The following is a 22,756-nucleotide window of genomic DNA, read 5'->3' as shown; positions in this document are numbered from 1 at the left end:
GTGTCAGGTCGCCGGTGCCCCGCAGGCGATCTCGTACAGCCGCGCCAGCCGCTCCCGGGTCTCCTCGTTCCGCGGGGTGTAGGTCACCATCCGGGCGCCCGCCTCGGGGCCCAGCCACAGGTCCGTGTGTTCCAGGGTGAGCAGGCCGACGTAGGGGTTGAGGAACTCCTTCGTCTTGTGGCGGGCGGCGACCACCTCGTAGCGCTGCCAGTTCTCACGGAACGCCGGGGACTCCTCCAGCCGCTTCAGGAGCATCTTCCAGGCGGGCTCGCCGAGATGGCCGGCCAGGGAGGCGCGCAGCCGGGCGGCCATCAGGTGTTGGGTCTCCTCCAGGTGGACGACCGCCGCCTGCCACTCCTTGCTGGTGTGGACGAGGAGCATGCAGTTGCGGTCCTCGGGCGGGACCGCGTCCAGGTCGCCGAGGAGGCGGCCGTAGGTGCGGTTGTAGGCGAGGATGTCGTACCGGCTGTTCTGGATGCAGGCCGGGATCGGCTCCAGCCGGGTCAGCATCTCGCGCAGGGCGGGTGTGATGCTCGGGCAGTTCGCGGCCGGGGTCGGGTCGGTCGCGCCGGCCAGCTGGAAGAGGTGGGCGCGTTCGCCGGCGTCGAGGCGCAGGGCGCGCGCGAGGGCGTCCAGGACCTGCACGGAGACCTGGATGTCGCGGGCCTGTTCGAGCCAGGTGTACCAGGTGACGCCGACCGCGGAGAGCTGGGCGACCTCCTCGCGGCGCAGCCCGGGGGTGCGGCGGCGGGCGCCGCGCGGCAGGCCCACCTGCTCCGGCGTGATGCGCTCCCGTCTGCTGCGCAGGAACGCGGCCAGCTCGTGCCGGCGGATCTCCGCTCCCCGGGCCGGCTGCGGCCGGGTGGTCTCCTGCGCCGTGGTCGTCATGGGCCCAGGGTGCCGCGTCGGCCAGCGTGTTTCCAGGTACTCCCGCTACCAGGATCAGAAGACTCTGGTACCCGTCTGAGCGGTCCCGCAGGCTCGGGGCATGAGGGAAACCGTCACCGCCCCTGCCGTCCGGCCGACGGCCGCGCCGCCCGCGCTCGGCGGGCCCGGGCTGTTCACCGTCCTGCTCGCCGCGGCGCTGCCGCTGGTCGACTTCTTCATCGTCAACGTGGCCCTGCCGACCATCGGCGCCGACCTCGCCGCGGGCGAGGCCGTACTGGAACTGGTCGTCGCCGGGTACGGGGTCGCGTACGCCGTGCTGCTCGTGCTCGGCGGGCGGCTCGGGGACCTGTTCGGGCGCCGGCGGCTGTTCCTCGGCGGCATGGCCGCGTTCGGGCTCACCTCCCTGGCCTGCGGACTCGCGCCCGGCGCATGGAGTCTGGTCGCGGCCCGGGTCGCGCAGGGCGCCTCGGCCGCCGCGATGCTGCCGCAGGTGCTCGCCACCATCCAGGCCGCCACGAGCGGCGCGCGCCGCGCGAAGGCCATGAGCCTGTACGGCGCCACGGCCGGCCTGTCCATGGTGGCCGGGCAGATCCTCGGCGGGGTGCTGGTCGCCGCCGATGTCGCCGGGACCGGATGGCGGGCGATCTTCCTCGTCAACGTGCCGGTGGTCGTGCTGGGGCTCGTGCTCGCCGCGCGGTACGTGCCCGAGACCCGGTCGCAGCACCCGGAGCCGGTGGACGGCCCCGGCACCGTGCTGCTCGCGGTGTCCCTGCTGACGCTGCTCGCGCCGCTCACCGAGGGCCGGGCCACCGGCTGGCCGCTGTGGACCTGGCTGTCGCTGGCCGCGTTCCCGTTCGCGGCGGGCGCGTTCTGGGTGGTGGAGCGGCGGGCGGACCGGGCGGGGCGGACGCCGTTGGTGCCGCCGAGCCTGTTCCGGGTGCCGTCCATGCGGCACGGTCTGGAGCTGCTGCTGCCGTTCTCCATCGGCTTCAGCGGGTTCATGTTCGTGATCGCGCTGGCGTTGCAGCAGGGCGCCGGGCTCGGTCCGGTGCCGGCCGGGCTCGCGCTCACGCCGATGGCCGTGGCGTACCTGCTCGTCTCCCTCGCCGGTCCCCGGCTGATCGCCCGCCACGGCACCCGGGTGGTCACCGCCGGGGCCGTGGTCCAGGGCGTGGGCCTGCTGCTGATCCTGCTGGCCGCGTGGCGGGACTGGCCGCACCTGGGCGTCGCCTCCCTGCTGCCGGGCGCGGCGGTGGCCGGTGCCGGCCAGGCGCTGCAACTGCCCAACGTGATGCGGATCGTGATGTCCGAGGTGCCGTCCGCCCGGGCCGGTGTCGGCAGCGGTGTGATGGTCACCACTCAGCAGTCGGCGCTGGCCCTGGGCGTGGCCACGCTCGGCACCCTGTTCCTGACCCTCGTGCCGCACCTCGGCATGCGGGACGCGCTGGTCGGCACGCTGCTGGTGCAGCTGGCCGGCCCGGTGCTGACCGGCCTGCTGAGCCTGCGGCTGCCCCGGACGGTCGGCTGAGCAGGGGCCCGGCCCGGCAGATTCGCCGCGAAGTCCGCCCTGCCGGCGACGGTTGTGCCGCACACTCCTGTGCGGCCGGGCGGTCCGGCGCGGGGAGGGAGGGCGTGATGCCCGGGGACGGCAGTACGAGCAAGGTCAGCCGCTGGGACCAGCACGGCCGGGAGCACGTGGTCCGGGTGGAGCGGGCGGCCGGCCGGCGCACGATCCGGTGCGACACCTGCGGCTGGCGGCAGGGCGCACAGTTCCTGCCGTGGCTGAAGGCGGAGCAGCACCTGACGGAGGCCCACCAGGCGACGGTCGATCCGACGGCACGCCGGTAGTCGTCCCGCCGACGCCCGCTTCCGGGGGGCCGATGACTTCCGGTGGCGGCGGGAGTCGTAGCAGCAGGACCACGGCACCGCCCCGACCGCCGACCGGAAGGCCGAGACCATGACCGCACTGCACGAGACCCTGCTCCGGTACGTCGAGGACGGGAGCGTGCCGGGCGCGGTGGCCCTGGTCGCCCGCGGGGACGACGTCGAGGTGGTGGCCGTCGGTCACCACGACACGGCCGGCTCGGTGCCGATGGCCCGGGACTCGCTGTTCCGGATCGCCTCGCTGACCAAGCCGGTGACGGCGGCGGCGCTGCTGACGCTGGTGGACGACGGCCGGCTCGCCCTGGACGACCCGGTGGAGCGGTGGCTGCCGGAGCTGGCGAAGCCGCTGGTCGTCCGGACCCCGTCCGCGCCGGTGGACGACGTGGTTCCCGCGGACCGGCCGATCACGGTCGAGGACCTGCTCGGCTCGCGCACCGGCTGGGGCTTCCCGTCGGACTTCTCGCTGCCCGCGGTCCAGGCCCTGTTCGAGGTGCAGAAGGACGGCCGGGCCCCGCAGGCCTGCCCCGCGCCGGACGCCTGGCTCGCCGATCTGGCCCGGGTGCCGCTGCTGTACCAGCCGGGCGAGGCGTGGCTGTACGGCACCTCGTCCGACCTGCAGGGTGTGCTGATCGCGCGGGTCTCGGGCCGTACGCTCCCGGAGTTCCTGGCGGAGCGGGTCTTCGAGCCGCTGGGCATGCTCGACACCGGGTTCGAGGTGCCGGCGGCGAAGCGGGACCGGTTCACCTCGTACTACCGGCGGGGCGCCGACCGCACGCTGGAGCTCGCGGACACCCCGGACGGCGACTGGAGCCGGGTGCCCGCGTTCCTGTCGGGCGGCGGCGGGCTCGCGTCGACGGCCGACGACTACGCGCGCTTCGCCCGGCTGGTGCTGGCCGGCGGTGAAGCGGGTGGCCGCCGGCTGCTCTCGGCGGCCTCCGTGAGCCGGATGACGAGCAATCATCTGGGCGTGCGCCAGCGGGAGATCGGCAGGCTCTTCCCGGAGGGGCAGGGCTGGGGGTACGGCGGCCAGGTGGACATCGCCCCGGCCGAGCCGTGGAACGTGCCCGGCCGTTACGGCTGGGTCGGGGGCACCGGCACCACCGCCCACCTCGTCCCGGCCACCGGCAGGATCACGATCCTGCTCACCCAGGTCGCCATGGCCGACCCGACACCGACCCCGCTGATGCGGGACTTCTGGCGGGCCACGGCCTGAGGACGACTCCGGTCACCGCGAGGTACGGGCGGCGCACCCGGGAAGGCGAGCGCGACCCCAGCCACCGTAGGGCAGGGGCGGCCCCAGCCGCCGTAAGGCAGGGGCGGCCCCGGTCACCGGCGGATTCGGGCGGTCACCGCCACCGTGAAGACGAGCGCGGTCCCCGTCACCCCGGAGGTGCGGCGGCGCCCCTCACCGGGCAGGTGCGCCGAGGCCGCGGGTCAGCAGGTCCACCACCGCGGTGAACTCCTCCTGGATCCCGGGGCTTTCCCAGTCCCGGGCGTAGCAGGGGTCGTGGAAGCGGCCGGTGGCCTGGAAGACGGCCCGGGCCGCGGTGGCCGGGTCGGTCACCCGGAAGGCGCCCGTCTCCGCGCCGGCGGCGATGATCCGGGTCAGCTGGCCGGTGAGGTCGGCTATGTGCTCGCGGACCACGCCGCCGAGTTCCCCGGCCAGCACGGTGTAGGTGGCGAACAGCTCGGGATCGTCGCCCGCCTTGTGCCGCTTGGCGGCGAACAGGGCGGCGAGCCAGTCCCGCAGCCGCTGCTCCGGTGACCGGTCCTCGGCGCCGACGATCCCGGCGAGCCGCTGCGAGGTCCGGTCCAGCCAGCGCTTGGTGACCGCCTCGCGCAGCGCCGCCTTGGTACGGAAGTGCCGGTAGACGCTGCCGTGGCTGACGCCGAGCGCGCGGGCCACATCGACCACGGTGGCCTTGGCCGGCCCGTGGCGGCGCAGCACCTCCTCGGTGGCTTCGAGGATGCGCTCGGCGGTCAGGGTCTCGCTGGTCGGTGGCATGCCTAGACGGTACCCGGCGTGCCGGTCACCGCTCGCTGTCGAGCAGGGCCATCTGTTCCGAGGCGTACCGCTCGCCGGCCGCCGCGTCCGCCGGTACGGCGCTCTCGATGGCGGCGAGCTCGTCCGCGTCCAGCGTCACGTCCAGGGCGCCGAGCGCCTCGCCGAGCCGCTCGCGGGTGCGGGCGCCGACCAGCGGCACGATGTCCTCGCCCCGGGAGAGCACCCAGGCGATGGCGATCTGCGCGACCGTGACGCCCTTCTGTTCGGCGATCTTGCGCAGGGAGTCGACGAGCGTGAGGTTGTGCTGGAGGTTCTCGCCCTGGAAGCGGGGCGAGTGGGCGCGGAAGTCGTTCGCTGCGAACTGCCGGCCGGCCGTGACGTGGCCGGAGATCAGCCCGCGCGAGAGCACGCCGTAGGCGGTGACGGCGATGCCCAGCTCCCGGAGGGTGGGCAGGATCTCCCGTTCGGGACCGCGCGAGATGAGCGCGTACTCGATCTGGAGGTCGGCGATCGGGGCGGTGGCGGCGGCCCGGCGGACGGTGTCGGCGCCGACCTCGCTGAGCCCGATGTGCCGGACCCAGCCCTTCTCGACCAGCTCGGCGATCGCGCCGACCGTCTCCTCGATCGGCACGTCCGGGTCGAGCCGGGCGGGACGGTAGACGTCGATGTGGTCGACGCCGAGGCGCTGCAGGGAGTACGCGGCGAAGTTCTTGACGGCCGCCGGGCGCCCGTCGGAGCCGGACCAGCCGCCGTCCGGGTCGCGCAGGGCGCCGAACTTCACGCTCAGCAGCGCGTTCTCGCGCAGGCCGGCCGGGGCGGTGCGCAGCGCCTCGGCGATCAGCAGTTCGTTGTGGCCCATGCCGTAGAAGTCGCCGGTGTCGAGCAGGGTCACGCCGGCCTCGAGGGCGGCGTGCAGGGTGGCGATCGACTCGGCGCGGTCCGCCTCGCCGTACATGCCGGACATGCCCATGCAGCCGAGGCCGAGGGCGGAGACCTGGGGGCCGGTGGTACCGAGGGTTCGGGTTCGCATCGTCATGGCTCCACCTTCGCATGACAGCTGACAGATTTCAATATCTGTCATCCCAATCCTGTTATTCCCGTTCCCGCCTTCACCGCTCGACAGGATGGTCCAGACCTATTGACGAGAGGTCTGGACCACGCGCACTGTCATGCCTACGACACCTCACCGCACCCCCACCGGGAGGCCTCGCATGATCAGACGTCTGCTCACCGCCACGCTCACCGCGGCGTTCCTCGTCCCCCTGGGCATCGCCACCGCGCCGGCCGCCTCCGCCGCCGACACGTGCGCGGTGCAGCCGAGACCGGCCGGCAAGGTGCTCCAGGGCTACTGGGAGAACTGGGACGGCTCCGCCAACGGCGTCCACCCGCCGTTCGGCTGGACCCCGATCACCGACTCCCGCATCGCCGCCCACGGCTACAACGTGATCAACGCGGCCTTCCCGGTGATCCGCTCCGACGGCACGGCGCTGTGGGAGGACGGCATGGACGCCGGCGTGAAGGTGGCCACGCCCGCCGAGATGTGCGCGGCCAAGGCGTCCGGCCGGACGATCCTGCTCTCCATCGGCGGCGCGGCGGCCGGCATCGACCTGTCGTCCTCCGCCGTGGCCGACCGGTTCGTGGCGACGATCGTCCCGATCCTGAAGAAGTACAACTTCGACGGCATCGACATCGACATCGAGACGGGTCTGGTCGGCAGCGGGAACATCAACCAACTCTCCACGTCCCAGGCCAACCTGATCCGCATCATCGACGGGATCCTGGCGCGGATGCCGGCGGGCTTCGGCCTGACGATGGCCCCGGAGACGGCGTACGTCACCGGCGGCAGCGTCACCTACGGCTCGATCTGGGGCGCGTACCTGCCGGTCGTCAAGAAGTACGCGGACAACGGCCGCCTGTGGTGGCTGAACATGCAGTACTACAACGGCAGCATGTACGGCTGCTCCGGCGACTCCTACGCGGCCGGCACCGTGCAGGGCTTCACCGCCCAGACCGACTGCCTCGACAAGGGCCTGGTGGTCCAGGGCACGACGATCAGGGTGCCGTACGACAAGCAGGTCCCCGGTCTGCCCGCCCAGCCCGGCGCGGGCGGCGGCTACCTGTCCCCGTCGCTGGTCTCCCAGGCCTGGAAGCACTACGGCACGTCGCTCAAGGGCCTGATGACGTGGTCGGTCAACTGGGACGGCGCGAAGAACTGGACCTTCGGCGACAACGTCAAGGCGCTCCAGGGGCGCTGACCGGACGCGGACATGCGTATGCCGGACGGGCCCGCCTGCTCGGCCCGTCCGGCATACGAGGGTGTGACTAGGCGCCGATCAGGCGGCTGGCCAGGTAGCCCTCGATCTGGTCCAGCGACACGCGCTCCTGCTTCATGGAGTCACGCTCGCGCACCGTGACGGCGTTGTCCTCGAGGGTGTCGAAGTCGACGGTCACGCAGAACGGCGTACCGATCTCGTCCTGGCGGCGGTAGCGGCGGCCGATGGCGCCGGCGTCGTCGAACTCGATGTTCCAGTGCTGGCGCAGCGCCTGGGCGAGACCCTTGGCCTTCGGGGACAGCTCCGGGTTGCGGGAGAGCGGGAGCACGGCGACCTTCACCGGGGCGAGGCGGTGGTCGAGGCGCAGCACGGTCCGCTTCTCCATCTTGCCCTTGGCGTTGGGCGCCTCGTCCTCGACGTAGGCGTCGAGCAGGAAGGCCAGCATGGTGCGGCCGACACCGGCCGCGGGCTCGATGACGTACGGCGTCCAGCGCTCGCCGGCGTCCTGGTCGTAGTAGGAGAGGTCCTGGCCGGAGGCCTTGGAGTGCGCGGAGAGGTCGTAGTCGGTGCGGTTGGCGACGCCCTCCAGCTCGCCCCACTCCGAGCCGCCGAACTGGAAGCGGTACTCGATGTCGGCGGTGCGCTTGGAGTAGTGGGAGAGCTTCTCCTTCGGGTGCTCGTACCAGCGCATGTTCTCCTCACGGAGACCCAGGCCGGTGTACCAGTTCCAGCGCTGCTCCATCCAGTATTCCTGCCACTGCTCGTCCTCGCCGGGCTTGACGAAGAACTCCATCTCCATCTGCTCGAACTCGCGGGTGCGGAAGATGAAGTTGCCCGGCGTGATCTCGTTGCGGAACGACTTGCCCATCTGGGCGATGCCGAACGGCGGCTTGCGGCGCGAGGTGGTCTGCACCTGGGCGAAGTTGGTGAAGATGCCCTGGGCGGTCTCGGGGCGCAGGTAGGCGACGGAGCCGGAGTCCTGGGTGGGGCCGAGGTGGGTGGAGAGCAGACCGGAGAACTGCTTGGGCTCGGTGAACTGGCCCTTGTTGCCGCAGTTCGGGCAGTTGATGTCCGCCAGGCCGTTCGCCGGGGCGTGGCCCTTCTTCTCCTCGTACGCCTCCTCCAGGTGGTCGGCGCGGAACCGCTTGTGACACGAGGTGCACTCGGTCAGCGGGTCGGTGAAGGTGGCGACGTGGCCGGAGGCGACCCAGACCTCGGAAGCCAGGATCACGGACGAGTCGATACCGACGACGTCCTCGCGCGAGGTCACCATGTAGCGCCACCACTGGCGCTTGATGTTCTCCTTGAGCTCGACACCCAGCGGTCCGTAGTCCCAGGCGGCGCGCTGTCCGCCGTAGATCTCACTGCAGGGGAAAACGAAGCCACGGCGCTTGCTCAGGCTGACGATGGTGTCGATCTTGTCGGCGGCCACGGTGCTCTCTTCATTACGACGACGGGCGTTGAAGCGAGATGCTTCCAGCGAATGATTCAGGTTACCGGCGCAGGCTCCCCCACGACCAAATCGGCCCCTGCCAAGACCACCTGATGAGCGTTGTTGACAACGGTTTCCATATTTGTTGAAAATGACTGTCATGAACGTACGACGACGCACCCGCGCCGGCGCGCAGCGCCTCATACCCGCCGCCGCGGTCGCCGCGGTCACCGCTCTGGGGGCCGGCACCCTCACCGCCTGCTCCGGCGAGAGCGCGGCAGCGGCCAACACCTCCAAGTTCGACGTCGTCGCGTCGTTCTACCCGATGCAGTTCCTCGCCGAGCAGATCGGCGGGAAGCACGTCCACGTCACCACCCTCACCTCCCCCGGCCAGGAACCGCACGACCTGGAGATCAGCCCGAAGCAGATCGCCGCGCTGGAGCAGTCCGACGCGGTGCTGTACCTGAAGAACCTCCAGCCGTCCGTCGACGACGCGGTGGCCCAGTCCCCGGTCAAGACCAAGATCGACGCGGCCTCCTTCACGACGCTGGAGGACCACGGCAACGAGGTCGGCGGCCACGCGGCCGAGCACGACACCCACCAGGGCGAGGAGTCCGCCGGCAAGGACCCGCACATCTGGCTCGACCCGGTGCGCTACGCCCAGGTCGCCGAGGGCGTCGGCAAGGCCTTCGAGAAGGCCGACCCGAAGCACGCGGCCGACTACCGGAAGAACACCGTGAAGCTGGTGGGGAAGCTGGGCGCGCTGAACTTCGCGTTCCAGCAGAGCCTCGCCCACACCAAGAGCAAGGTCTTCCTCACCACGCACGCCGCCTTCGGCTATCTCGCCGAGCGCTACGGTCTCACCGAGGAGGCCATCAACGGGCTCGACCCCGAGTCCGAGCCGAGCGCCGCCCGGGTCAGGGACCTGGAGAAGATGGCCGAGGCCGACGGCGTCTCCACCGTCTTCTACGAGACGCTCGTCAGCGACGGGACCGCCAAGACCATCGCGCACGACACCGGCCTGAAGACCGACGTCCTCGACCCGATCGAGGGCATCACCGACAAGTCCCGCGGCCGGGACTACTTCGCGGTCCAGCAGGCCAACCTCAAGGCCCTCCAGAAGGCGCTGGGCGCCAAGTGACGGGAGACGAGATGACCAGCCGGCCTGTCATAGCCCTGCGGGGGGTGACCGCCGAACTCGGCGCGCGTCCCGTCCTGCGCGGCATCGATCTCACCGTCGGCCGCGGCGAGGTCGTCGCGCTGCTCGGCGCGAACGGCTCCGGCAAGTCCACGGCGATCCGCGCGGTCATCGGCCAGGTGCCGGTCAGCGGCGGCACGATCGAGCTGTTCGGCACCCCGCGCGGGTCCTTCCGGGACTGGGCGCGGGTGGGCTACGTACCGCAGCGCACGACCGCCGCGGGCGGTGTCCCCGCGACGGTCACCGAGATCGTCTCCGCGGGCCGGCTGTCCCGCACCCGCTTCGGCGTCTTCCGCAGGAGCGACCGGGAGGCCGTGCGCCGGGCCCTGGAGCAGGTCGGCATGGCCGACCGCGCCAAGGACTCGGTCGACGCCCTCTCCGGCGGCCAGCACCAGCGGGTGCTGATCGCCCGCGCGCTCGTCGCCGAACCCGAGCTGCTGATCATGGACGAGCCGATGGCCGGCGTCGACCTGGCCAGCCAGGAGGTCCTGGCGCGGACGCTGGAGCAGCAGGTCGAGGCCGGTGCGACGGTTCTGCTCGTGCTGCACGAACTGGGCCCGCTGGAGCCCCTGATCGACCGGGCGGTCGTCCTGCGCGACGGCTGCGTGCTGCACGACGGGCCGCCGCCGCGCGCGGTCGGCCAGCACGCGCTGCCCGGCCACGACCACGTACACCCGCACGCACCGGCGGGCGCCGAACCGATCCGCACGGGACTGCTGAGCTGATGGAATTCCTGAACTACGCCTTCATGCAGCGGGCGCTGCTGGCCGCCGTGCTGGTCGGCATCACCGCGCCCGCGATCGGCATCTACCTGGTCCAGCGCCGCCAGGCCCTGATGGGCGACGGCATCGGACACGTGGCCATGACCGGCGTCGGCCTCGGCTTCCTGCTGTCCACGTCCCCCGTGTGGATGGCGACGGCCGTCTCCGTCCTCGGCGCGGTCCTGATGGAACTGATCCGCTGGTACGGCAAGACCCGCGGCGACATCGCCCTGGCCATGCTGTTCTACGGCGGTATGGCCGGCGGTGTGATGCTGATCAACCTCGCCCCGGGCGGGTCCAACGCCAACCTGGTGTCGTACCTGTTCGGCTCCCTGTCGACGGTGTCCGAGTCCGACGTGCATGCGATCTGCGTGCTGGCCGCGTTCGTCCTGCTGGTCGCTCTCGGCCTGCGCCGCCAGCTGTTCGCGGTCAGCCAGGACGAGGAGTTCGCGCGGGTCACGGGCCTGCCGGTGCGCGCCCTGAACCTGCTGACGGCGGTCACCGCGGCCGTCACCGTCACGGTCGCCATGCGGGTCGTCGGCCTGCTGCTGGTGTCCGCGCTGATGGTCGTCCCCGTGGCGGCGGCGCAGCAGCTCAGCCGCAGCTTCACCGTCACCTTCGTGATCGCGGTGGCGATCGGCGTGGCCGTGACCGTCAGCGGCACGATCACGTCGTACTACCAGTACGTCCCGCCCGGCGCCACGATCGTCCTGCTGACCATCGCCGCGTTCCTCGCGCTCACCGCGCTGGCCACCCCGCTGGCCCGGCGACGCGCCCGCGCCGCAGCCGCGGCCCAGCCCGCCGGCGACCCGGCGGAGTGCTCGATCCCGGCCGCGCGCGAGGCCGGCGAGGAGATCGGCGTCTGACCGCCGACAGCCCGGGCTGGCACAATGGCCCGGGCAGACGCCAGACGTGGAGGAGGCAACCGGTGACGACCGCTGGACCGCCCGTGAAGGGCCGCGCGACCCGCCAGCGTGCAGCCGTGGCGGCGGCCCTGGACGAGGTCGACGAGTTCCGCAGCGCGCAGGAACTGCACGACATGCTCAAGCACAAGGGCGACTCGGTCGGGCTCACCACCGTCTACCGCACGCTGCAGTCCCTCGCCGAGGCCGGCGAGGTGGACGTCCTGCGCACCTCCGACGGCGAGTCCGTCTACCGGCGCTGCTCCACCGGCGAACACCACCACCACCTGGTGTGCCGCGCCTGCGGCAAGGCGGTGGAGGTGGAGGGCCCGGCCGTCGAGAAGTGGGCGGAGGCCATCGCGGCGGAGCACGGCTACGTCAACGTGGCACACACCGTGGAGATCTTCGGCACGTGCTCCGACTGCGCGGCGAGCTGAGCAGTCGTCCGGTCGCCGCTCAGCTCGGCCCGAAGCAGCGCTCCAGCTCGTCGAGGTCGTAGAAGGCGCTGCGGTGGCTAGGAGGTGCCGTCGCCCTTCATGGCGGCTTCCATGGCGAGCAGTTCCTCGTTCGGGACGGCCCCGCCGAAGCGGCGGTCCCGGGAGGCGAACTCCATGCAGGCGCGCCACAGGTCACGGCGGTCGAAGTCCGGCCACAGGACGTCCTGGAAGACCATCTCGGCGTACGCGCTCTGCCAGAGCAGGTAGTTGGAGGTGCGCTGCTCGCCGCTGGGGCGCAGGAACAGGTCCACGTCCGGCATGTCCGGGTAGTACAGGTACTTCTGGATGGTCTTCTCGTTGACCTTCGACGGGTCGAGCCGGCCTGCCTTCACGTCCTCGGCGAGGGCCTTCGCGGCGTCGGCGATCTCGGCGCGGCCGCCGTAGTTCATGCAGAAGTACAGGGTGAGCAGGTCGTTGTCCTTCGTCTGCTCCTGGGCGACCTGCAGCTCCTTGGCGACGGACTTCCACAGCCTGGGCATCCGGCCCACCCAGCGCACCCGGATGCCGAGTTCGTCGAGCTGGTCGCGGGTCTTGCGGATGAAGTCGCGGTTGAAGTTCATCAGGAAGCGGACCTCGTCGGGCGAGCGCTTCCAGTTTTCGGTGGAGAAGGCGTACAGGGAGATGTTGCGCACGCCGATCTCGATGGAGCCCTGGAGGACGTCCAGGACCCGCTCGGCGCCGACCTTGTGCCCCTCGGTGCGCGGCAGCCCCCGCTCCTTGGCCCACCGCCCGTTGCCGTCCATGACGATCGCGACGTGGTTCGGGACCAGCTCACCCGGGAGCTTGGGCGCGCGGGCACCGGACGGGTGCGGCTCCGGCGCCTTGTACTCGCGCCGCTGGCGCCCCAGGATCCCGCGAACGACCATGTGCTTCTCGTCTCCCTCTTACTTCTCGACGTACCTGAGCGAACGCAGCCCGCGCTCCAGATGCCAGTGCAGGTAGGCGGACACCAGCCCGCTGCCCTCGCGGACGTACCGCGCCTCGCACGCGTCCGCCGTCTCCCAGTCTCCCGTAAGCAGCGCCCCGAGCAGTACCAGGGTCTGCGGTGACGGCACGACGCTGCCGGGCACCCGGCAGTCGACGCAGACGGAGCCGCCGGAGGCCACGGAGAAGAACCGGTTCGGGCCGGGCATCCCGCACTTCGCGCAGGCGTCGAAGCTGGGCGCGTACCCGTTCACGGCGAGCGAGCGCAGCAGGAAGGCGTCGAGGACCAGGTGCGGCGCGTGCTCGCCCCGGGCGAGCGTCCGCAGCGCCCCGACGAGCAGCAGGTACTGCTGCACGGCCGGCTCGCCCTCGTGGTCGGTGAACCGCTCGGCGGTCTCCAGCATGGCGGTCCCGGCGGTGTACCGGGCGTAGTCCGTGACGATCCCGCCGCCGTACGGAGCGATCGTCTCGCTCTGTGTGCACAGCGGCAGACCGCGCCCGACCAGCTCGCTCCCGCGCGCGAAGAACTGCACGTCGACGTGGGAGAACGGCTCCAGCCGGGCCCCGAACTTCGACTTCGTGCGCCGCACCCCGCGCGCCACGGCCCGCACCCGGCCATGCCCGCGGGTGAGCAGCGTGATGATCCGGTCCGCCTCACCCAGCTTCTGGGTGCGCAGCACGATGCCGTCGTCGCGGAACAGACTCATGGCACCATTCTCGCCCATGCCGGGGGCGGCTAGAGCGCCTCTCCGCGACTGCGGGCGTTGGCGTACGCGGTCGCCGCGCTCAGCCGCTCCGCCGGGGTCGCGGTGCGCAGCGCGCCCGGCTCCACGTCCCACTCCCGCCCGCCGCCGTAGGGTCTGAGCTGTACGTACGGCCCCTCGTGCCCCATGACGATGCCGACCTTGCCGGTACGGGTGTCCACCACATGACTGCCGACGGCAGGCTTCACCGCGCCACCCTCTCCTCCGCCTCTGCGCCCACGCTCACTCTGCTCCCCTTCCGCTCCGGATTTCACGCTTCGCACACCCAGAGTGACGCTGCGCGTCTACACTCGGCCGGAATGCCGCTACCGGCGCGGGTCGTATTGGTGTCACCACTACTTTGCGTACGCACTTGTTGCGGCTGGGCGAGGGCCCAAGGATGGAGGCATGCCCTCGTCGACAGATTCCGTCACCCGTATCAGCCACGAGGAATTCCGCGCCACGCTGGGCCGGTTCACCACCGGCGTCGTGGCGGTGACCGCGGTTCGCGCAGGCGAACCGGCACCGGTCGGCCTCGCGGTGAACTCCTTCACCTCGGTCTCCCTCGATCCCGCGCTCGTTCTCTTCTGCATCGCGCGAACGAGCACGAGTTGGCCCCGGGTGCGAGCCGCCGAACGATTCTGCGTCAACATCCTCGGCGCGGACCAGCGCGAGCTGAGCAGCCGCCTGGCCAGGAGCGGCCCCGACAAGTTCCGGGGCGTCAAGTGGAGCGCCACACCGGCCGGGACGCCCGTTCTGGACGGTGCCATCGGATGGCTGGAGTGTTCGGTGGAGGCGGAGTACCCGGCCGGGGACCACGACGTCGTCATCGCCCGTGTCCACCGGCTCAGCAGCCGTGGGGACGGGGCGCCGCTGGTCTTCTACCGCGGGTCGTACGAGCGGCTGGCCGCCTGATGAACAGTTTCCGGACCAACAGTGAGTGGGTTGACCCTTCATGACACAGAGCACCGGTTCCCCCAAGCCCCTCGGAGTCGGCATCGTCGGGCTGAGCGCCGACGGCGGCTGGGGATCCCGCGGTCACCTGCCCGCGCTCGCCGCGGTGGAAGGATTCGAGCTGCGCGGTCTGACGGCCTCCTCGCCGGAGGCCGCGCAGCGGTCCGCCGAGAAGTACGGGGTACCGCTGGCCTTCACCGATGTCGCCGAACTCGCCGCCCACGAGGACATCGACCTCGTCGTCGTGGCGGTCAAGGTGCCCCGGCACCGCGAGCTGATCGAGCCCGCCCTGGAGGCGGGCACGATGGTGCTGAGCGAGTGGCCGCTGGCCGTCGGGCCGGAGGAGGCGGAGGCGCTCGCGGCGCTGGCCGAGCGGCGCGGGGTGCGCACCGCGGTCGGTCTGCAGTCACGTTCCGCCCCGGCCGTGCGCTACCTGCGCGACCTGATCGCCGAGGGGTACGTGGGCGAGGTGCTGTCGACCACCCTGGTGGGCTCCGGCGGCGGCTGGGGTCCCGTCGTGGGCTCCCGCGGCGCGTACACGGCCGACCGTGCCAACGGGGCCACGCTGATGACCATCCCGTTCGGGCACACCCTCGACGCGCTGACCATGTGTCTGTCGGGCTTCGCCGGTCTGACCGCCACCACGGCCACCCGGCGCGGCCGGGTGCGGGTCGCGGAGACCGGTGAGTGGCTGCCGCAGACCGCCGAGGACCAGATCGCCGTCTCCGGTGTGCTGGAGAGCGGGGCGGTCGCCTCCCTGCACTACCGCGGCGGCTCCAGCCGGTCCACCAACCTGCTGTGGGAGATCAACGGTACCGAGGGCGACCTGGTGGTCACCGGGGACACCGGGCACCTGCAGTTCGGCCAGTTCACCCTCCGGGGCGCCCGCGGCGACGAGCAGCTCGCCGCGCTGCCCGTCCCCGAGCAGTACCAGCTGGTGCCGGACGTGAGCGGGCCGGCGGCGGCGGTCGCCAACGCCTACGCCCAGCTGCGCCAGGACCTCCAGGAGGGCACGCGGACGGTGCCCGACTTCGCGCACGCCGTCGAGCACCACCGGCTCCTGGACCGGATCGTGCGTGCCGCCGAGACCGGCACCCGCCAGTAGGCGCACCCGCGGAAGTCCCCCGGACCCCTCGGGTCCGGGGGACTTCCCTTGTGCGCGCCGGGCGGGTCAGGACCGCGTGCGTTCGCCGGCGAGCAGCGACCGGCAGGTGTCCACCAGGCGCGAGGAGACGTCCTCGGCGTGGTCGAAGAGGTAGAAGTGCCCGCCCGGCCACAGGTGACAGCCCATCGGGCGGCGGGAGTGGGCCGACCACCGGCGGAGCAGGTGCGGGGGCGCCAGCGGGTCGTCCTCGCCGCCGAACACCGACAGGGCCGTGTGCAGCGGCGGGCCGTCGACGTACCTGTAGCTGTCGACCACCTCCAGGTCCTGGCGTACGGTCCGCGCCACCAGCTCGGCCAGGGCCGTACGGCTGTCGGTTCCGGCGGGTGTGCCGCCCAGGCCGTGCAGGTACCGCAGCACGCGGTGGGCCGGCCAGGCGGCCGGCCCGGTGCCGCGGGCCGCCGGCGGCAGGACCGCCGACACCCCGAGCCAGCAGGGGCCGCGGGCCTCGGCCTCCAGCCGCCGCACCAGCTCGAACGCCAGCAGTGCGCCCATGCTGTGGCCGAAGACGGCGTACGGCCCGGCGAGTTCGGGGCGCAGGGCACGGCTCAGATGGTCCACGGCCTCCCCGGCGGTGCGGCAGGAGGGGCGGGCGCGGTCCAGCAGCCGGCCCGGCAGGTCGGCGCCGAGCACCCGCCACTGGTGCGGGAGGTGGGGCAGGAGCGGCGCGAAGCCGCGGGCGGATCCGCCGGCGTGGTGCAGCAGCACCAGGGTGAAGGGCGGCTCGGGGCCGGCCGTGGTGGTGACGTCGTAGACAGGCATCTCAGGCGACCAGTTCTCCGAGGAAGGTGTCCTGCTTGCCCAGGGGCATCGGTTTCTCCTTGTACAGGCAGTCCATGGGGAGCCAGTGCACGCGCAGCCGGGCGCCGGCGGGCTGGTCGCACAGCGCGGCGGCGGCCGTGTGACGGGGGCCGCACGGTACGTCGTGGAGGGTCCAGCGGTCGGGGTGGCGGCTGCTGTCGGCTCCGAGGTAGTCGGCGGACAGGTCACGGGCGAGACCGGTGCCGATGCCCTTGAGGTAGGCCTCCTTGCGCGTCCACAGCTGCCCGAACGCGACGGCGCCGGTGCCGTCGGGGCGGGCGAGCAGTTCGCTCTGCTCGTCGGGGTGCAGGGCCGGGGTGCACACGCGGACGGTCTCCCGGGAGGGGACCTTCTCGACGTCCACCCCGATCGGCAGGGTCGACACGCCGATCAGGGCCATCCCGGCGCTGTGGGACAGGGAGAAGTGCAGGCCGGAGGCGGGGGCTTCGAGCACGGGCCGGCCGTGCGGCTGCCCGCAGCACGGGCAGGCGGTCCGGCCGAAGCGGAGCTGTCGGGGCTCGGCGCCCAGGTAGGCGCCGAGCAGCCGGCGCAGGGCGATGTGCGCCGACGAGTACAGGAGGCGGCCGGCCTCGCGCCGGCAGGTGCCGGCCCGGCTCCGTTCGGCCTCGTCCAGTTCGGTCAGGTCGAGTTCGCCGGTGCAGGTGCCGAGCCGGGGCTGGCGCAGCAGCCACAGGTCGGCGTCGCCTGGTGCGGGTATGGGCAGTCTCACGCTGACAGGGCTCCTGCCGTGGGTACGCCGATCAGGCCCAGGAGATGCCGGGTCAGCGCGTGGGCGTTCTCGGCACGCAGGATCGCGGGGAGGGTGGGTGCCGTGCCGAGCGCCTCCTGGATCCGGCGCTGCAGCTCCAGTCCGATCATGGAACCGATCCCGAGGTCCGTCATGGTCTGGTCGTGATCGACCTTCTCGGCCGGACAGTTCAGCACCCGGCCGATCTCCTGGCACAGGTAGTCACCGACCATCCGCTCCCGCCGAGCGGGACTCGCACCCGCCAGCTCGGCGAGCGAGGGCGGGGTCACGTCGACCGCGAGGCCGTCGTCACCGGCTTCGTCCGGGTCGTCCGGCACACTCCGGAACCAGTCGAGCAGCGCCTGTTCCACTGTGCTGCAACCTCCGTTTCAGGTCGGGTGGGGCCGGGGGCGCCACCGGCAAGGATGCGGTGGCGCTCCCGGGGGGCCGGTGTCGGTGTTTCTCAGGCCGCGGTGGCGGCCGCCTGGGCGGGGAGTTCGTGGGCGAAGCCGCAGCGGAGCTGGGCGCCGGCCAGGGATGCCTTGATCTCGACGCTGCGCCAGATGCCGCCGCGCAGGGGCAGCAGGCGCTTGCCCGTGAGGGCGGCCTCGGCGACGAGCGGGGCGTCCGCATGCACCGGGGGGCCGGCCGACGGCGGCGCCTCCAGGACCGTCTGCATCATCCACAGCGTGTTGCTCTCGGCCCGGCTGATCGAGTCCAGCTCGTACATCAGGACCTGGACCAGCTGGAGGTTGACCACGAAGGCGTCGATGAGGGAGACGGACGGCTGGGTGTCGCCCTCGATGCCCTCACGGCCCGTGTCCCGCTCCGGTGCGAAGTGCACCTCGGCCCGCGCGGCGAGGGCGTCCATGTCGATGCCGACGTTGCGGATGAAGTGCCGCCGGTTCTTGAACCCGTCGCCCCAGAAACGCTCCGTGCCGGGCCCGAGCGCCTTCTCCAGGCTCTCGTGGCGCGCCTCCTCCACCGTGCGGACGGCGATGTCGTGCTCGATCTCGCACCGCACGCGCAGGTTGCCCACGGTGCAGTCGTGCACGGACAGGAAACGCCCGGTCGGCTCGGGCACTTCCTCCGTCCGCACCAGACGGGCCGCGAGCGGAATGTCCGTCAGCTCCTCCTGCGGCGCCCCGCCGGCGCGCAGGACGACCTTCCGCAGCCGCATCCGCGCCCGGCCCGCGCCGTCGAGCCCGTAGCCGTGCGCGAGGTGGAGTTCGGCGAGCTGGACGCCGAGGACGAGGGCGTCGACGGTGCTCAGATGGGGCCGCAGGTCGGTGCCGTCCTTCTTGCGGGACCAGTCGGCGGGGTAGGTGACGTCCACCGTGGCCCGCACGCCCGCGTCGGGCGCGTCGGCCGGGGTGACGACGACGTCCGCGACCCGGTACGCGGCCCGCTGGTAGCCACGGGAGAAGAAGCGGGTCTCGCTCGGGCCGAGGTAGTCGTCGATGGAGTCGAGCAACAGCTGCTGTTCGCCGGCCACGGTCACACCCCCGCCGACGCGGCGCGTATCGCCTCTTCGTAGACGTCGATGAGCTCCCCGACGGTGCGGATGTCGGTGATGGACCGCTCCTCGGCGAACGGGTCGACGCCCAGCGCGGCCTCCAGCTGGAGCAACAGCTGCGCCAGCAGAAGGGAGTTGAGGCCGGCCGTCAGCAGCGGGTCGTCCAGGGTGTAGCCGGCGCCGCCCTCCTCGTCCAGCAGGACGCTGTCGATCTCGCGCTGGATGGCCGCCCGGACGTCGGTCGCCGGGGTCTGCGTGTTGTTCAGCATGTGATGCCTCCATCGATGACAAGGGTGTGTCCGGTGATGAACCGGGCCTCGGGTGAGGCGAGGAAGAGGACCGCGTCGGCGATCTCTTGCACGGTTCCCAGGCGGCCCAGCGGAGTGCGGCGCTGGATCTTCTCGCGGTTGCCCGAGGTGACGTCCGCGGTCATGTCGCTGTCGAAGAACCCGGGCGTGAGGGTGTTCACCCGGATGCCCAGGGGACCGAGTTCCCGGGCCAGGCTGCGGCCGAGGCCTTCGAGGCCGGCCTTGGCGGCGGCGTACACCGCGACGCCCCGGTAGCCGCGGATGGCGTTGATGGACGAGACGTTGACGATCGTGCCGCCGCCCCCGCGCACCATGGCCCGGGCGCAGGCCTGGGCCAGGTGGAGGGGCGCCAGCAGGTTCGCGCCGACGAGGTCGTTCATCCGGGCCGGGGCGGTGGTCAGGAACAGCTCCTGGTGGAGTACGCCCGCGTTGTTCACCAGCAGGTCGATCCGGCCGAAGCGCTGGGCGCCGTCCCGGGCGAACTGCCGTAGCGCGGTGAAGTCCGTCAGGTCGACGGCCGCCCAGTGGAAGGCGTCCGGGTGCTTCCCGGCCATCGCCTCGGTGAACTCGTTGGGCTTGCGGCTGAAGGTGGCCACGCGCCAGCCGTCGGCGAGGAGCCGTTCGACCAGGACCCGGCCCAGTCCCCGGCTGCCGCCGCTGACGACGGCGACGGGGCTGCCGGGTGCGGCCCCGGGGGAGTCCGTGGCCGGGTTCACGCCGCGCTCCGGATCTTCTTGAACCGGTCGGAGTGCTGGTCGTCGTCGGTGACCTCGACCAGCAGCGGCACCTTGTACGCCTCCAGCCGCTGGCTGCAGTACTTGCGGACGCGGCGGGCCACCTCCCGCGGGTCGGCCGGCTCGGTGAGCTTCACCGTGGCCTGCACGACCTGGCCGGTGATGTGGCTGCTCCGGCCGGAGACGGTGGCGTCGGCGATGATGTCCATCTCCAGCAGGACGTTCTCCACCTCGCTGGGGTAGACCTTCTCCCCCGCGACGTTGATGATCTCCGACTTGCGGCCGAGGATGCGGACGTAGTCGCCGTCGGTCTCCACCGCGTCCTGCGTGTTGAAGTACCCCTCCTCGTCGAAGGGCGCGGGCGCGTTGAGGTAGCCGAGCATGGCCATGTCGGAGCGGATCCACAGGATGCCGTCGCGGATCTGGTACTCGAAGCCCTCGCCGCCGAGCTTCACCCAGAGGCTGTCGTTGTCCCGGGACCGGGTGGACAGGATGCCCAGCTCGGACAGGCCGTACGTCTGCTTCAGGCGGACGCCGGGCAGGGTCGCGTCGAGCCGCTGGAGCACGCCGAGCGGCATGGGCTCGGTGCCATAGGTGATCAGTTGCAGGGAGCTGAGGTCGTGGCGCGTGTAGGCGCGCGAGATGAGCAGCATGTTCAGGAACGTGGGCGTGGTGGGCAGCACCTGGATCCGGTGGGCGGCGATCGCGGCGCACACGGTGTCGGGCGTCCGGTCGTCGATGGTGACGAGCGCCCCGCCCTGGCTGAGCGTGTGCAGCAGCGTGTTGATGCCGCCGATGTGGTCCAGGTTCAGGAAGCCGAGCGTCCGCTTGGGCCTCCTGGCCTCCCCGTACTTGCCGAGCACCTTGGCGAAGTCGAGGACCGTCGCCTTGCTGCGGCCGGTGGTGCCGGAGCTGAACAGCACGAGCCCGGGGGTCCGTGCATCGCGCAGCCGGCCGTACAGTTCGTGGTCGGCCGTGCGGCCGGTGGCCTCGAACCGGTGCCGCCCCTCGCGGGCGTCGACGGTGATGGCGGCCTCCACCTCGGCGATGTCCAGGAACTCGGCCCGCTTGGCGGGGGGCAGCCGGGTCAGGGGTACGACGATGGCGCCGCGGTCGATCAGGGCGAGCAGCCCGGCGCAGGCCTCCACGCTGCTGGGTCCCTCCAGGGCGACCACCTGGCCGGCCCGCACCTGCTGGGCGTCGAGGAAGTCCTTCCACTGTTCGGTCAGTTTCAGCAGCTGTGCGTAGCTGTGGCTCCGGCCGTCGAAGACGATCGCGTCGGCGTCACCGAAGTTGTGCATCCGTTCGAAGAACCAGGCAGTCATGCGGTCTCCGGCATCTCGTAGCGGGCGGTTGAGGACTGGGTGAAGGACGAGTAGGGGGAGTTGAAGGTCGGACGGGTACGGGAGGCGGAGGCGTCGGTGGTGCGCGGCAGCGGCAGCTCGGGCGGGGGAAGGGTGCCGGGCAGCAGGGGCCAGCCGTGGACGCGGGCCGAGGCGCGCAGCCGCTCGTCGCCGCCGACGACCACGGCCGAGCCGACGGCCTTGAGCATCGGCAGGTCGGAGATGTGGTCGCCGTACGCGACGCAGTCGGCCGGCTCGGCACCGCGCCGGGCGAGGACGTGCGCGACCGCCTCGGCCTTGGCGGCCCCGATCATCGGCGGGCCGGTCAGTTCGCCGGTGTAGCGTCCGTGGGCGAGGTCCGGCTGGGTGCACCAGACTTCCTCGACGCCCAGGTCGGCGGCGATCGGGCGCAGCGGCGCCGGGAACGACCCGGAGACGATGACCACGTGGTCGCCGCGCTCCTGGTGGGCCCGCAGCGCGGCCAGGGCCGGCGGGTGGTAGTAGCCGCCGGTGGACAGCTCGGCCGCGAACCAGCGGTCCGCCACTCCGTCGAGTACGGCGGCGTCCACGCCCTGGAGGCCGGCGAAGTAGGCCCGGTTGGTGGCCTCCCGGGGGCAGCCGATCGCGGCCATGGCCTTGAGTTCGCGGCGCCGCTCCTCGTACACGCGCGGCGGCCGGCCCATGGCGGCGAGGTAGTAGGCAAGCAGCCGGAACATGCTGCCGGACGTGGTCAGGGTGCCGTCCACGTCGAAGAAGGCGACTCGCGTGCGGTTCATGGGGACGTACGCTCCTGGGGTCGAGGGGCGGTGGGTCGGCCGCGGCGGCCGCTCCTACTGGCGCCGGCCGAGGGCTACGGCCTTGCCGACGTCCATCACGGTGGGCAGGCCCGTGACCGCGAGGACCTTCTCCAACCGCTCCTCCGGGCTTCCGGTCACGGAATGGACCGGTACGCCGAGCTGGTCGAGAACGGGCAGCATCACCTGGTCCGACAGCGAGCGGAAGTGCTCGTTGATGGGCCGGTTGTCCTCGGCGAGACCGAATTCGATCGGCAGGTGAAAGAAGACGTCGTAGGCCGTTGCGGCGTGCTGCTGGGCGAGCCGGCCGATGTTGTCGGCGACTTCTTCCAGGGCGGCGGTGACCTCGTCGCGGAATCGGGTGTCCAAAGGCGCGTCGGATTCCGGTACGGGCCCGACGACCAGCCGGAGTTTGGCGAAGATGTACTCGTGGAGTATGGAACCGTCCGAAATGAAACCGCCGGTCTGGCGGCCTTCGTTGACGACTCGTTCGGCGTACCGCTTCACGGTCAGCTGCAGGAGTTCGCCCGGCGTCCACTTCCAGATGTGCTTTCCTTCGCCCCCGATGGGCTCCCGCATGGCGGTTCCCTGGGTGTAGGGAAGTCCGGTGGCGTGGGAAAGAGCTCGGGACAGCAGGGTTTTGCCGGATCCATAAGCGCCGACCACGGCGATGTTCTGGCTCATGGCAGAAATCATTCCATCGGTGGCCGCCGGGCCCCAGACTTCAATGTCACCGGCTTCCCCGACGACAGCACCGAAGATGCTGCCGCCCTCACCAACACGTTCAGCATTGCCACCCGCCGCGTATTCCGGCCGGCGTACGGATACGGAAAAAGCGGGCCCGGCACGGGGGTTACCCGTGCCGGGCCCGCTCTTCACGGGGGTCGCG

26 protein-coding genes are annotated in these 22,756 nt (G+C 71.8%); 10 read left to right on the top strand and 16 right to left on the bottom strand.

What is annotated here, in order from left to right:
* Positions 1-3: 3 nt before the first annotated feature.
* Positions 4-888 carry a helix-turn-helix transcriptional regulator gene (locus tag ACIP4Y_RS02860; protein WP_401386918.1) on the bottom strand — a complete coding sequence of 295 codons (885 nt, stop codon included), beginning with the start codon at positions 886-888 and terminating at the stop codon, positions 4-6.
* Positions 889-988: 100 nt separating this feature from the next.
* Here ACIP4Y_RS02860 and ACIP4Y_RS02855 point away from each other — a divergent pair, with 100 nt between their 5' ends.
* From ACIP4Y_RS02855 to ACIP4Y_RS02845, 3 genes are all read left to right on the top strand, one after another.
* Complete coding sequence (locus ACIP4Y_RS02855) at positions 989-2,416, top strand: MFS transporter (RefSeq protein ID WP_401386915.1); 1,428 nt, start codon at positions 989-991, stop codon at positions 2,414-2,416.
* Positions 2,417-2,523: 107 nt separating this feature from the next.
* Positions 2,524-2,736 (top strand): hypothetical protein, encoded by a 213-nt coding sequence (locus tag ACIP4Y_RS02850; RefSeq protein WP_401386912.1) that lies wholly within the window; start codon positions 2,524-2,526, stop codon positions 2,734-2,736.
* 109 nt (positions 2,737-2,845) lie between these two features.
* Positions 2,846-3,985, top strand: a complete 1,140-nt coding sequence (locus ACIP4Y_RS02845) for a serine hydrolase domain-containing protein (protein ID WP_401386909.1) — start codon at positions 2,846-2,848, stop codon at positions 3,983-3,985.
* Between the two features lie 192 nt (positions 3,986-4,177).
* Here ACIP4Y_RS02845 and ACIP4Y_RS02840 read toward each other — a convergent pair whose 3' ends face one another.
* Positions 4,178-4,777, bottom strand: coding sequence for a TetR family transcriptional regulator (locus ACIP4Y_RS02840; protein ID WP_401386906.1), 600 nt, complete (start codon positions 4,775-4,777; stop codon positions 4,178-4,180).
* 25 nt (positions 4,778-4,802) lie between these two features.
* Positions 4,803-5,813: an aldo/keto reductase gene (locus ACIP4Y_RS02835; protein WP_401386903.1), complete on the bottom strand. Its 1,011-nt coding sequence runs from the start codon at positions 5,811-5,813 to the stop codon at positions 4,803-4,805.
* 175 nt (positions 5,814-5,988) lie between these two features.
* Here ACIP4Y_RS02835 and ACIP4Y_RS02830 point away from each other — a divergent pair, with 175 nt between their 5' ends.
* Positions 5,989-7,032 carry a chitinase gene (locus ACIP4Y_RS02830; RefSeq protein WP_401386900.1) on the top strand — a complete coding sequence of 348 codons (1,044 nt, stop codon included), beginning with the start codon at positions 5,989-5,991 and terminating at the stop codon, positions 7,030-7,032.
* Between the two features lie 67 nt (positions 7,033-7,099).
* On the opposite strand, the gene ACIP4Y_RS02825 is transcribed toward ACIP4Y_RS02830, so the two are convergent.
* Positions 7,100-8,482: a glycine--tRNA ligase gene (locus ACIP4Y_RS02825; protein ID WP_358635543.1), complete on the bottom strand. Its 1,383-nt coding sequence runs from the start codon at positions 8,480-8,482 to the stop codon at positions 7,100-7,102.
* A gap of 160 nt (positions 8,483-8,642) precedes the next feature.
* Between ACIP4Y_RS02825 and ACIP4Y_RS02820 the strand changes: the two genes are divergently transcribed.
* The 4 genes from ACIP4Y_RS02820 to ACIP4Y_RS02805 all read left to right on the top strand — a co-directional run bounded on the left by ACIP4Y_RS02820 (position 8,643) and on the right by ACIP4Y_RS02805 (position 11,780).
* Positions 8,643-9,623: a metal ABC transporter substrate-binding protein gene (locus ACIP4Y_RS02820; protein WP_401386897.1), complete on the top strand. Its 981-nt coding sequence runs from the start codon at positions 8,643-8,645 to the stop codon at positions 9,621-9,623.
* A gap of 11 nt (positions 9,624-9,634) precedes the next feature.
* Positions 9,635-10,405, top strand: coding sequence for a metal ABC transporter ATP-binding protein (locus ACIP4Y_RS02815; RefSeq protein WP_401386894.1), 771 nt, complete (start codon positions 9,635-9,637; stop codon positions 10,403-10,405).
* Positions 10,405-11,307: a metal ABC transporter permease gene (locus ACIP4Y_RS02810; RefSeq protein ID WP_358635549.1), complete on the top strand. Its 903-nt coding sequence runs from the start codon at positions 10,405-10,407 to the stop codon at positions 11,305-11,307. Before ACIP4Y_RS02815 ends, ACIP4Y_RS02810 begins: the two co-directional genes overlap by 1 nt.
* A gap of 62 nt (positions 11,308-11,369) precedes the next feature.
* Positions 11,370-11,780: a Fur family transcriptional regulator gene (locus tag ACIP4Y_RS02805; RefSeq protein WP_401386891.1), complete on the top strand. Its 411-nt coding sequence runs from the start codon at positions 11,370-11,372 to the stop codon at positions 11,778-11,780.
* Between the two features lie 77 nt (positions 11,781-11,857).
* On the opposite strand, the gene ACIP4Y_RS02800 is transcribed toward ACIP4Y_RS02805, so the two are convergent.
* From ACIP4Y_RS02800 to ACIP4Y_RS02790, 3 genes are read right to left on the bottom strand one after another with little or no spacing between them, the layout of a single operon-like run.
* Positions 11,858-12,706 (bottom strand): isoprenyl transferase, encoded by an 849-nt coding sequence (locus ACIP4Y_RS02800; RefSeq protein ID WP_358635555.1) that lies wholly within the window; start codon positions 12,704-12,706, stop codon positions 11,858-11,860.
* An 18-nt stretch (positions 12,707-12,724) separates the two neighbouring features.
* Positions 12,725-13,471, bottom strand: a complete 747-nt coding sequence (recO, locus tag ACIP4Y_RS02795; protein WP_189984284.1) for a DNA repair protein RecO — start codon at positions 13,469-13,471, stop codon at positions 12,725-12,727.
* 29 nt (positions 13,472-13,500) lie between these two features.
* Positions 13,501-13,716 carry a hypothetical protein gene (locus ACIP4Y_RS02790; RefSeq protein ID WP_358635557.1) on the bottom strand — a complete coding sequence of 72 codons (216 nt, stop codon included), beginning with the start codon at positions 13,714-13,716 and terminating at the stop codon, positions 13,501-13,503.
* A 199-nt stretch (positions 13,717-13,915) separates the two neighbouring features.
* Between ACIP4Y_RS02790 and ACIP4Y_RS02785 the strand changes: the two genes are divergently transcribed.
* Together ACIP4Y_RS02785 and ACIP4Y_RS02780 are read left to right on the top strand one after the other, a co-directional pair.
* Positions 13,916-14,422 carry a flavin reductase family protein gene (locus tag ACIP4Y_RS02785; protein WP_358635559.1) on the top strand — a complete coding sequence of 169 codons (507 nt, stop codon included), beginning with the start codon at positions 13,916-13,918 and terminating at the stop codon, positions 14,420-14,422.
* Between the two features lie 40 nt (positions 14,423-14,462).
* Complete coding sequence (locus ACIP4Y_RS02780) at positions 14,463-15,566, top strand: Gfo/Idh/MocA family protein (RefSeq protein WP_401386885.1); 1,104 nt, start codon at positions 14,463-14,465, stop codon at positions 15,564-15,566.
* Positions 15,567-15,632: 66 nt separating this feature from the next.
* On the opposite strand, the gene ACIP4Y_RS02775 is transcribed toward ACIP4Y_RS02780, so the two are convergent.
* From ACIP4Y_RS02775 to ACIP4Y_RS02735, 9 genes are all read right to left on the bottom strand, one after another.
* On the bottom strand, positions 15,633-16,385 hold the full coding sequence (locus ACIP4Y_RS02775) for a thioesterase II family protein (RefSeq protein ID WP_401386882.1): 753 nt from the start codon (positions 16,383-16,385) through the stop codon (positions 15,633-15,635).
* A 1-nt stretch (position 16,386) separates the two neighbouring features.
* Complete coding sequence (locus ACIP4Y_RS02770) at positions 16,387-17,154, bottom strand: 4'-phosphopantetheinyl transferase family protein (RefSeq protein ID WP_401386879.1); 768 nt, start codon at positions 17,152-17,154, stop codon at positions 16,387-16,389.
* Complete coding sequence (locus tag ACIP4Y_RS02765) at positions 17,151-17,543, bottom strand: acyl carrier protein (RefSeq protein ID WP_401386876.1); 393 nt, start codon at positions 17,541-17,543, stop codon at positions 17,151-17,153. Before ACIP4Y_RS02765 ends, ACIP4Y_RS02770 begins: the two co-directional genes overlap by 4 nt.
* Positions 17,544-17,635: 92 nt before the next feature.
* A complete protein-coding gene (locus tag ACIP4Y_RS02760; RefSeq protein ID WP_358635569.1) occupies positions 17,636-18,667 on the bottom strand; it encodes an AvrD family protein in 1,032 nt (343 codons plus the stop codon).
* Positions 18,668-18,669: 2 nt separating this feature from the next.
* Positions 18,670-18,957, bottom strand: a complete 288-nt coding sequence (locus tag ACIP4Y_RS02755; RefSeq protein WP_401386872.1) for a phosphopantetheine-binding protein — start codon at positions 18,955-18,957, stop codon at positions 18,670-18,672.
* The gene (locus tag ACIP4Y_RS02750; RefSeq protein ID WP_401386869.1) at positions 18,951-19,712 is read right to left on the bottom strand and encodes an SDR family NAD(P)-dependent oxidoreductase; all 762 of its coding nucleotides are present in this window, start codon (positions 19,710-19,712) and stop codon (positions 18,951-18,953) included. Before ACIP4Y_RS02750 ends, ACIP4Y_RS02755 begins: the two co-directional genes overlap by 7 nt.
* Positions 19,709-21,055, bottom strand: coding sequence for a long-chain fatty acid--CoA ligase (locus tag ACIP4Y_RS02745; RefSeq protein WP_358635575.1), 1,347 nt, complete (start codon positions 21,053-21,055; stop codon positions 19,709-19,711). Before ACIP4Y_RS02745 ends, ACIP4Y_RS02750 begins: the two co-directional genes overlap by 4 nt.
* A complete protein-coding gene (locus ACIP4Y_RS02740) occupies positions 21,052-21,849 on the bottom strand; it encodes an HAD family hydrolase (RefSeq protein WP_401386865.1) in 798 nt (265 codons plus the stop codon). Before ACIP4Y_RS02740 ends, ACIP4Y_RS02745 begins: the two co-directional genes overlap by 4 nt.
* Positions 21,850-21,903: 54 nt before the next feature.
* Positions 21,904-22,746, bottom strand: a complete 843-nt coding sequence (locus tag ACIP4Y_RS02735) for an AAA family ATPase (RefSeq protein ID WP_401386862.1) — start codon at positions 22,744-22,746, stop codon at positions 21,904-21,906.
* Positions 22,747-22,756: the final 10 nt, after the last annotated feature.

Origin of the sequence: Streptomyces sp. NPDC088810 (genome assembly GCF_044750305.1) — a bacterium.
Classification (GTDB): domain Bacteria; phylum Actinomycetota; class Actinomycetes; order Streptomycetales; family Streptomycetaceae; genus Streptomyces.
Note: the sequence above shows the minus strand (reverse complement) of the source record. Positions and strands in the feature narration are given on the sequence as shown.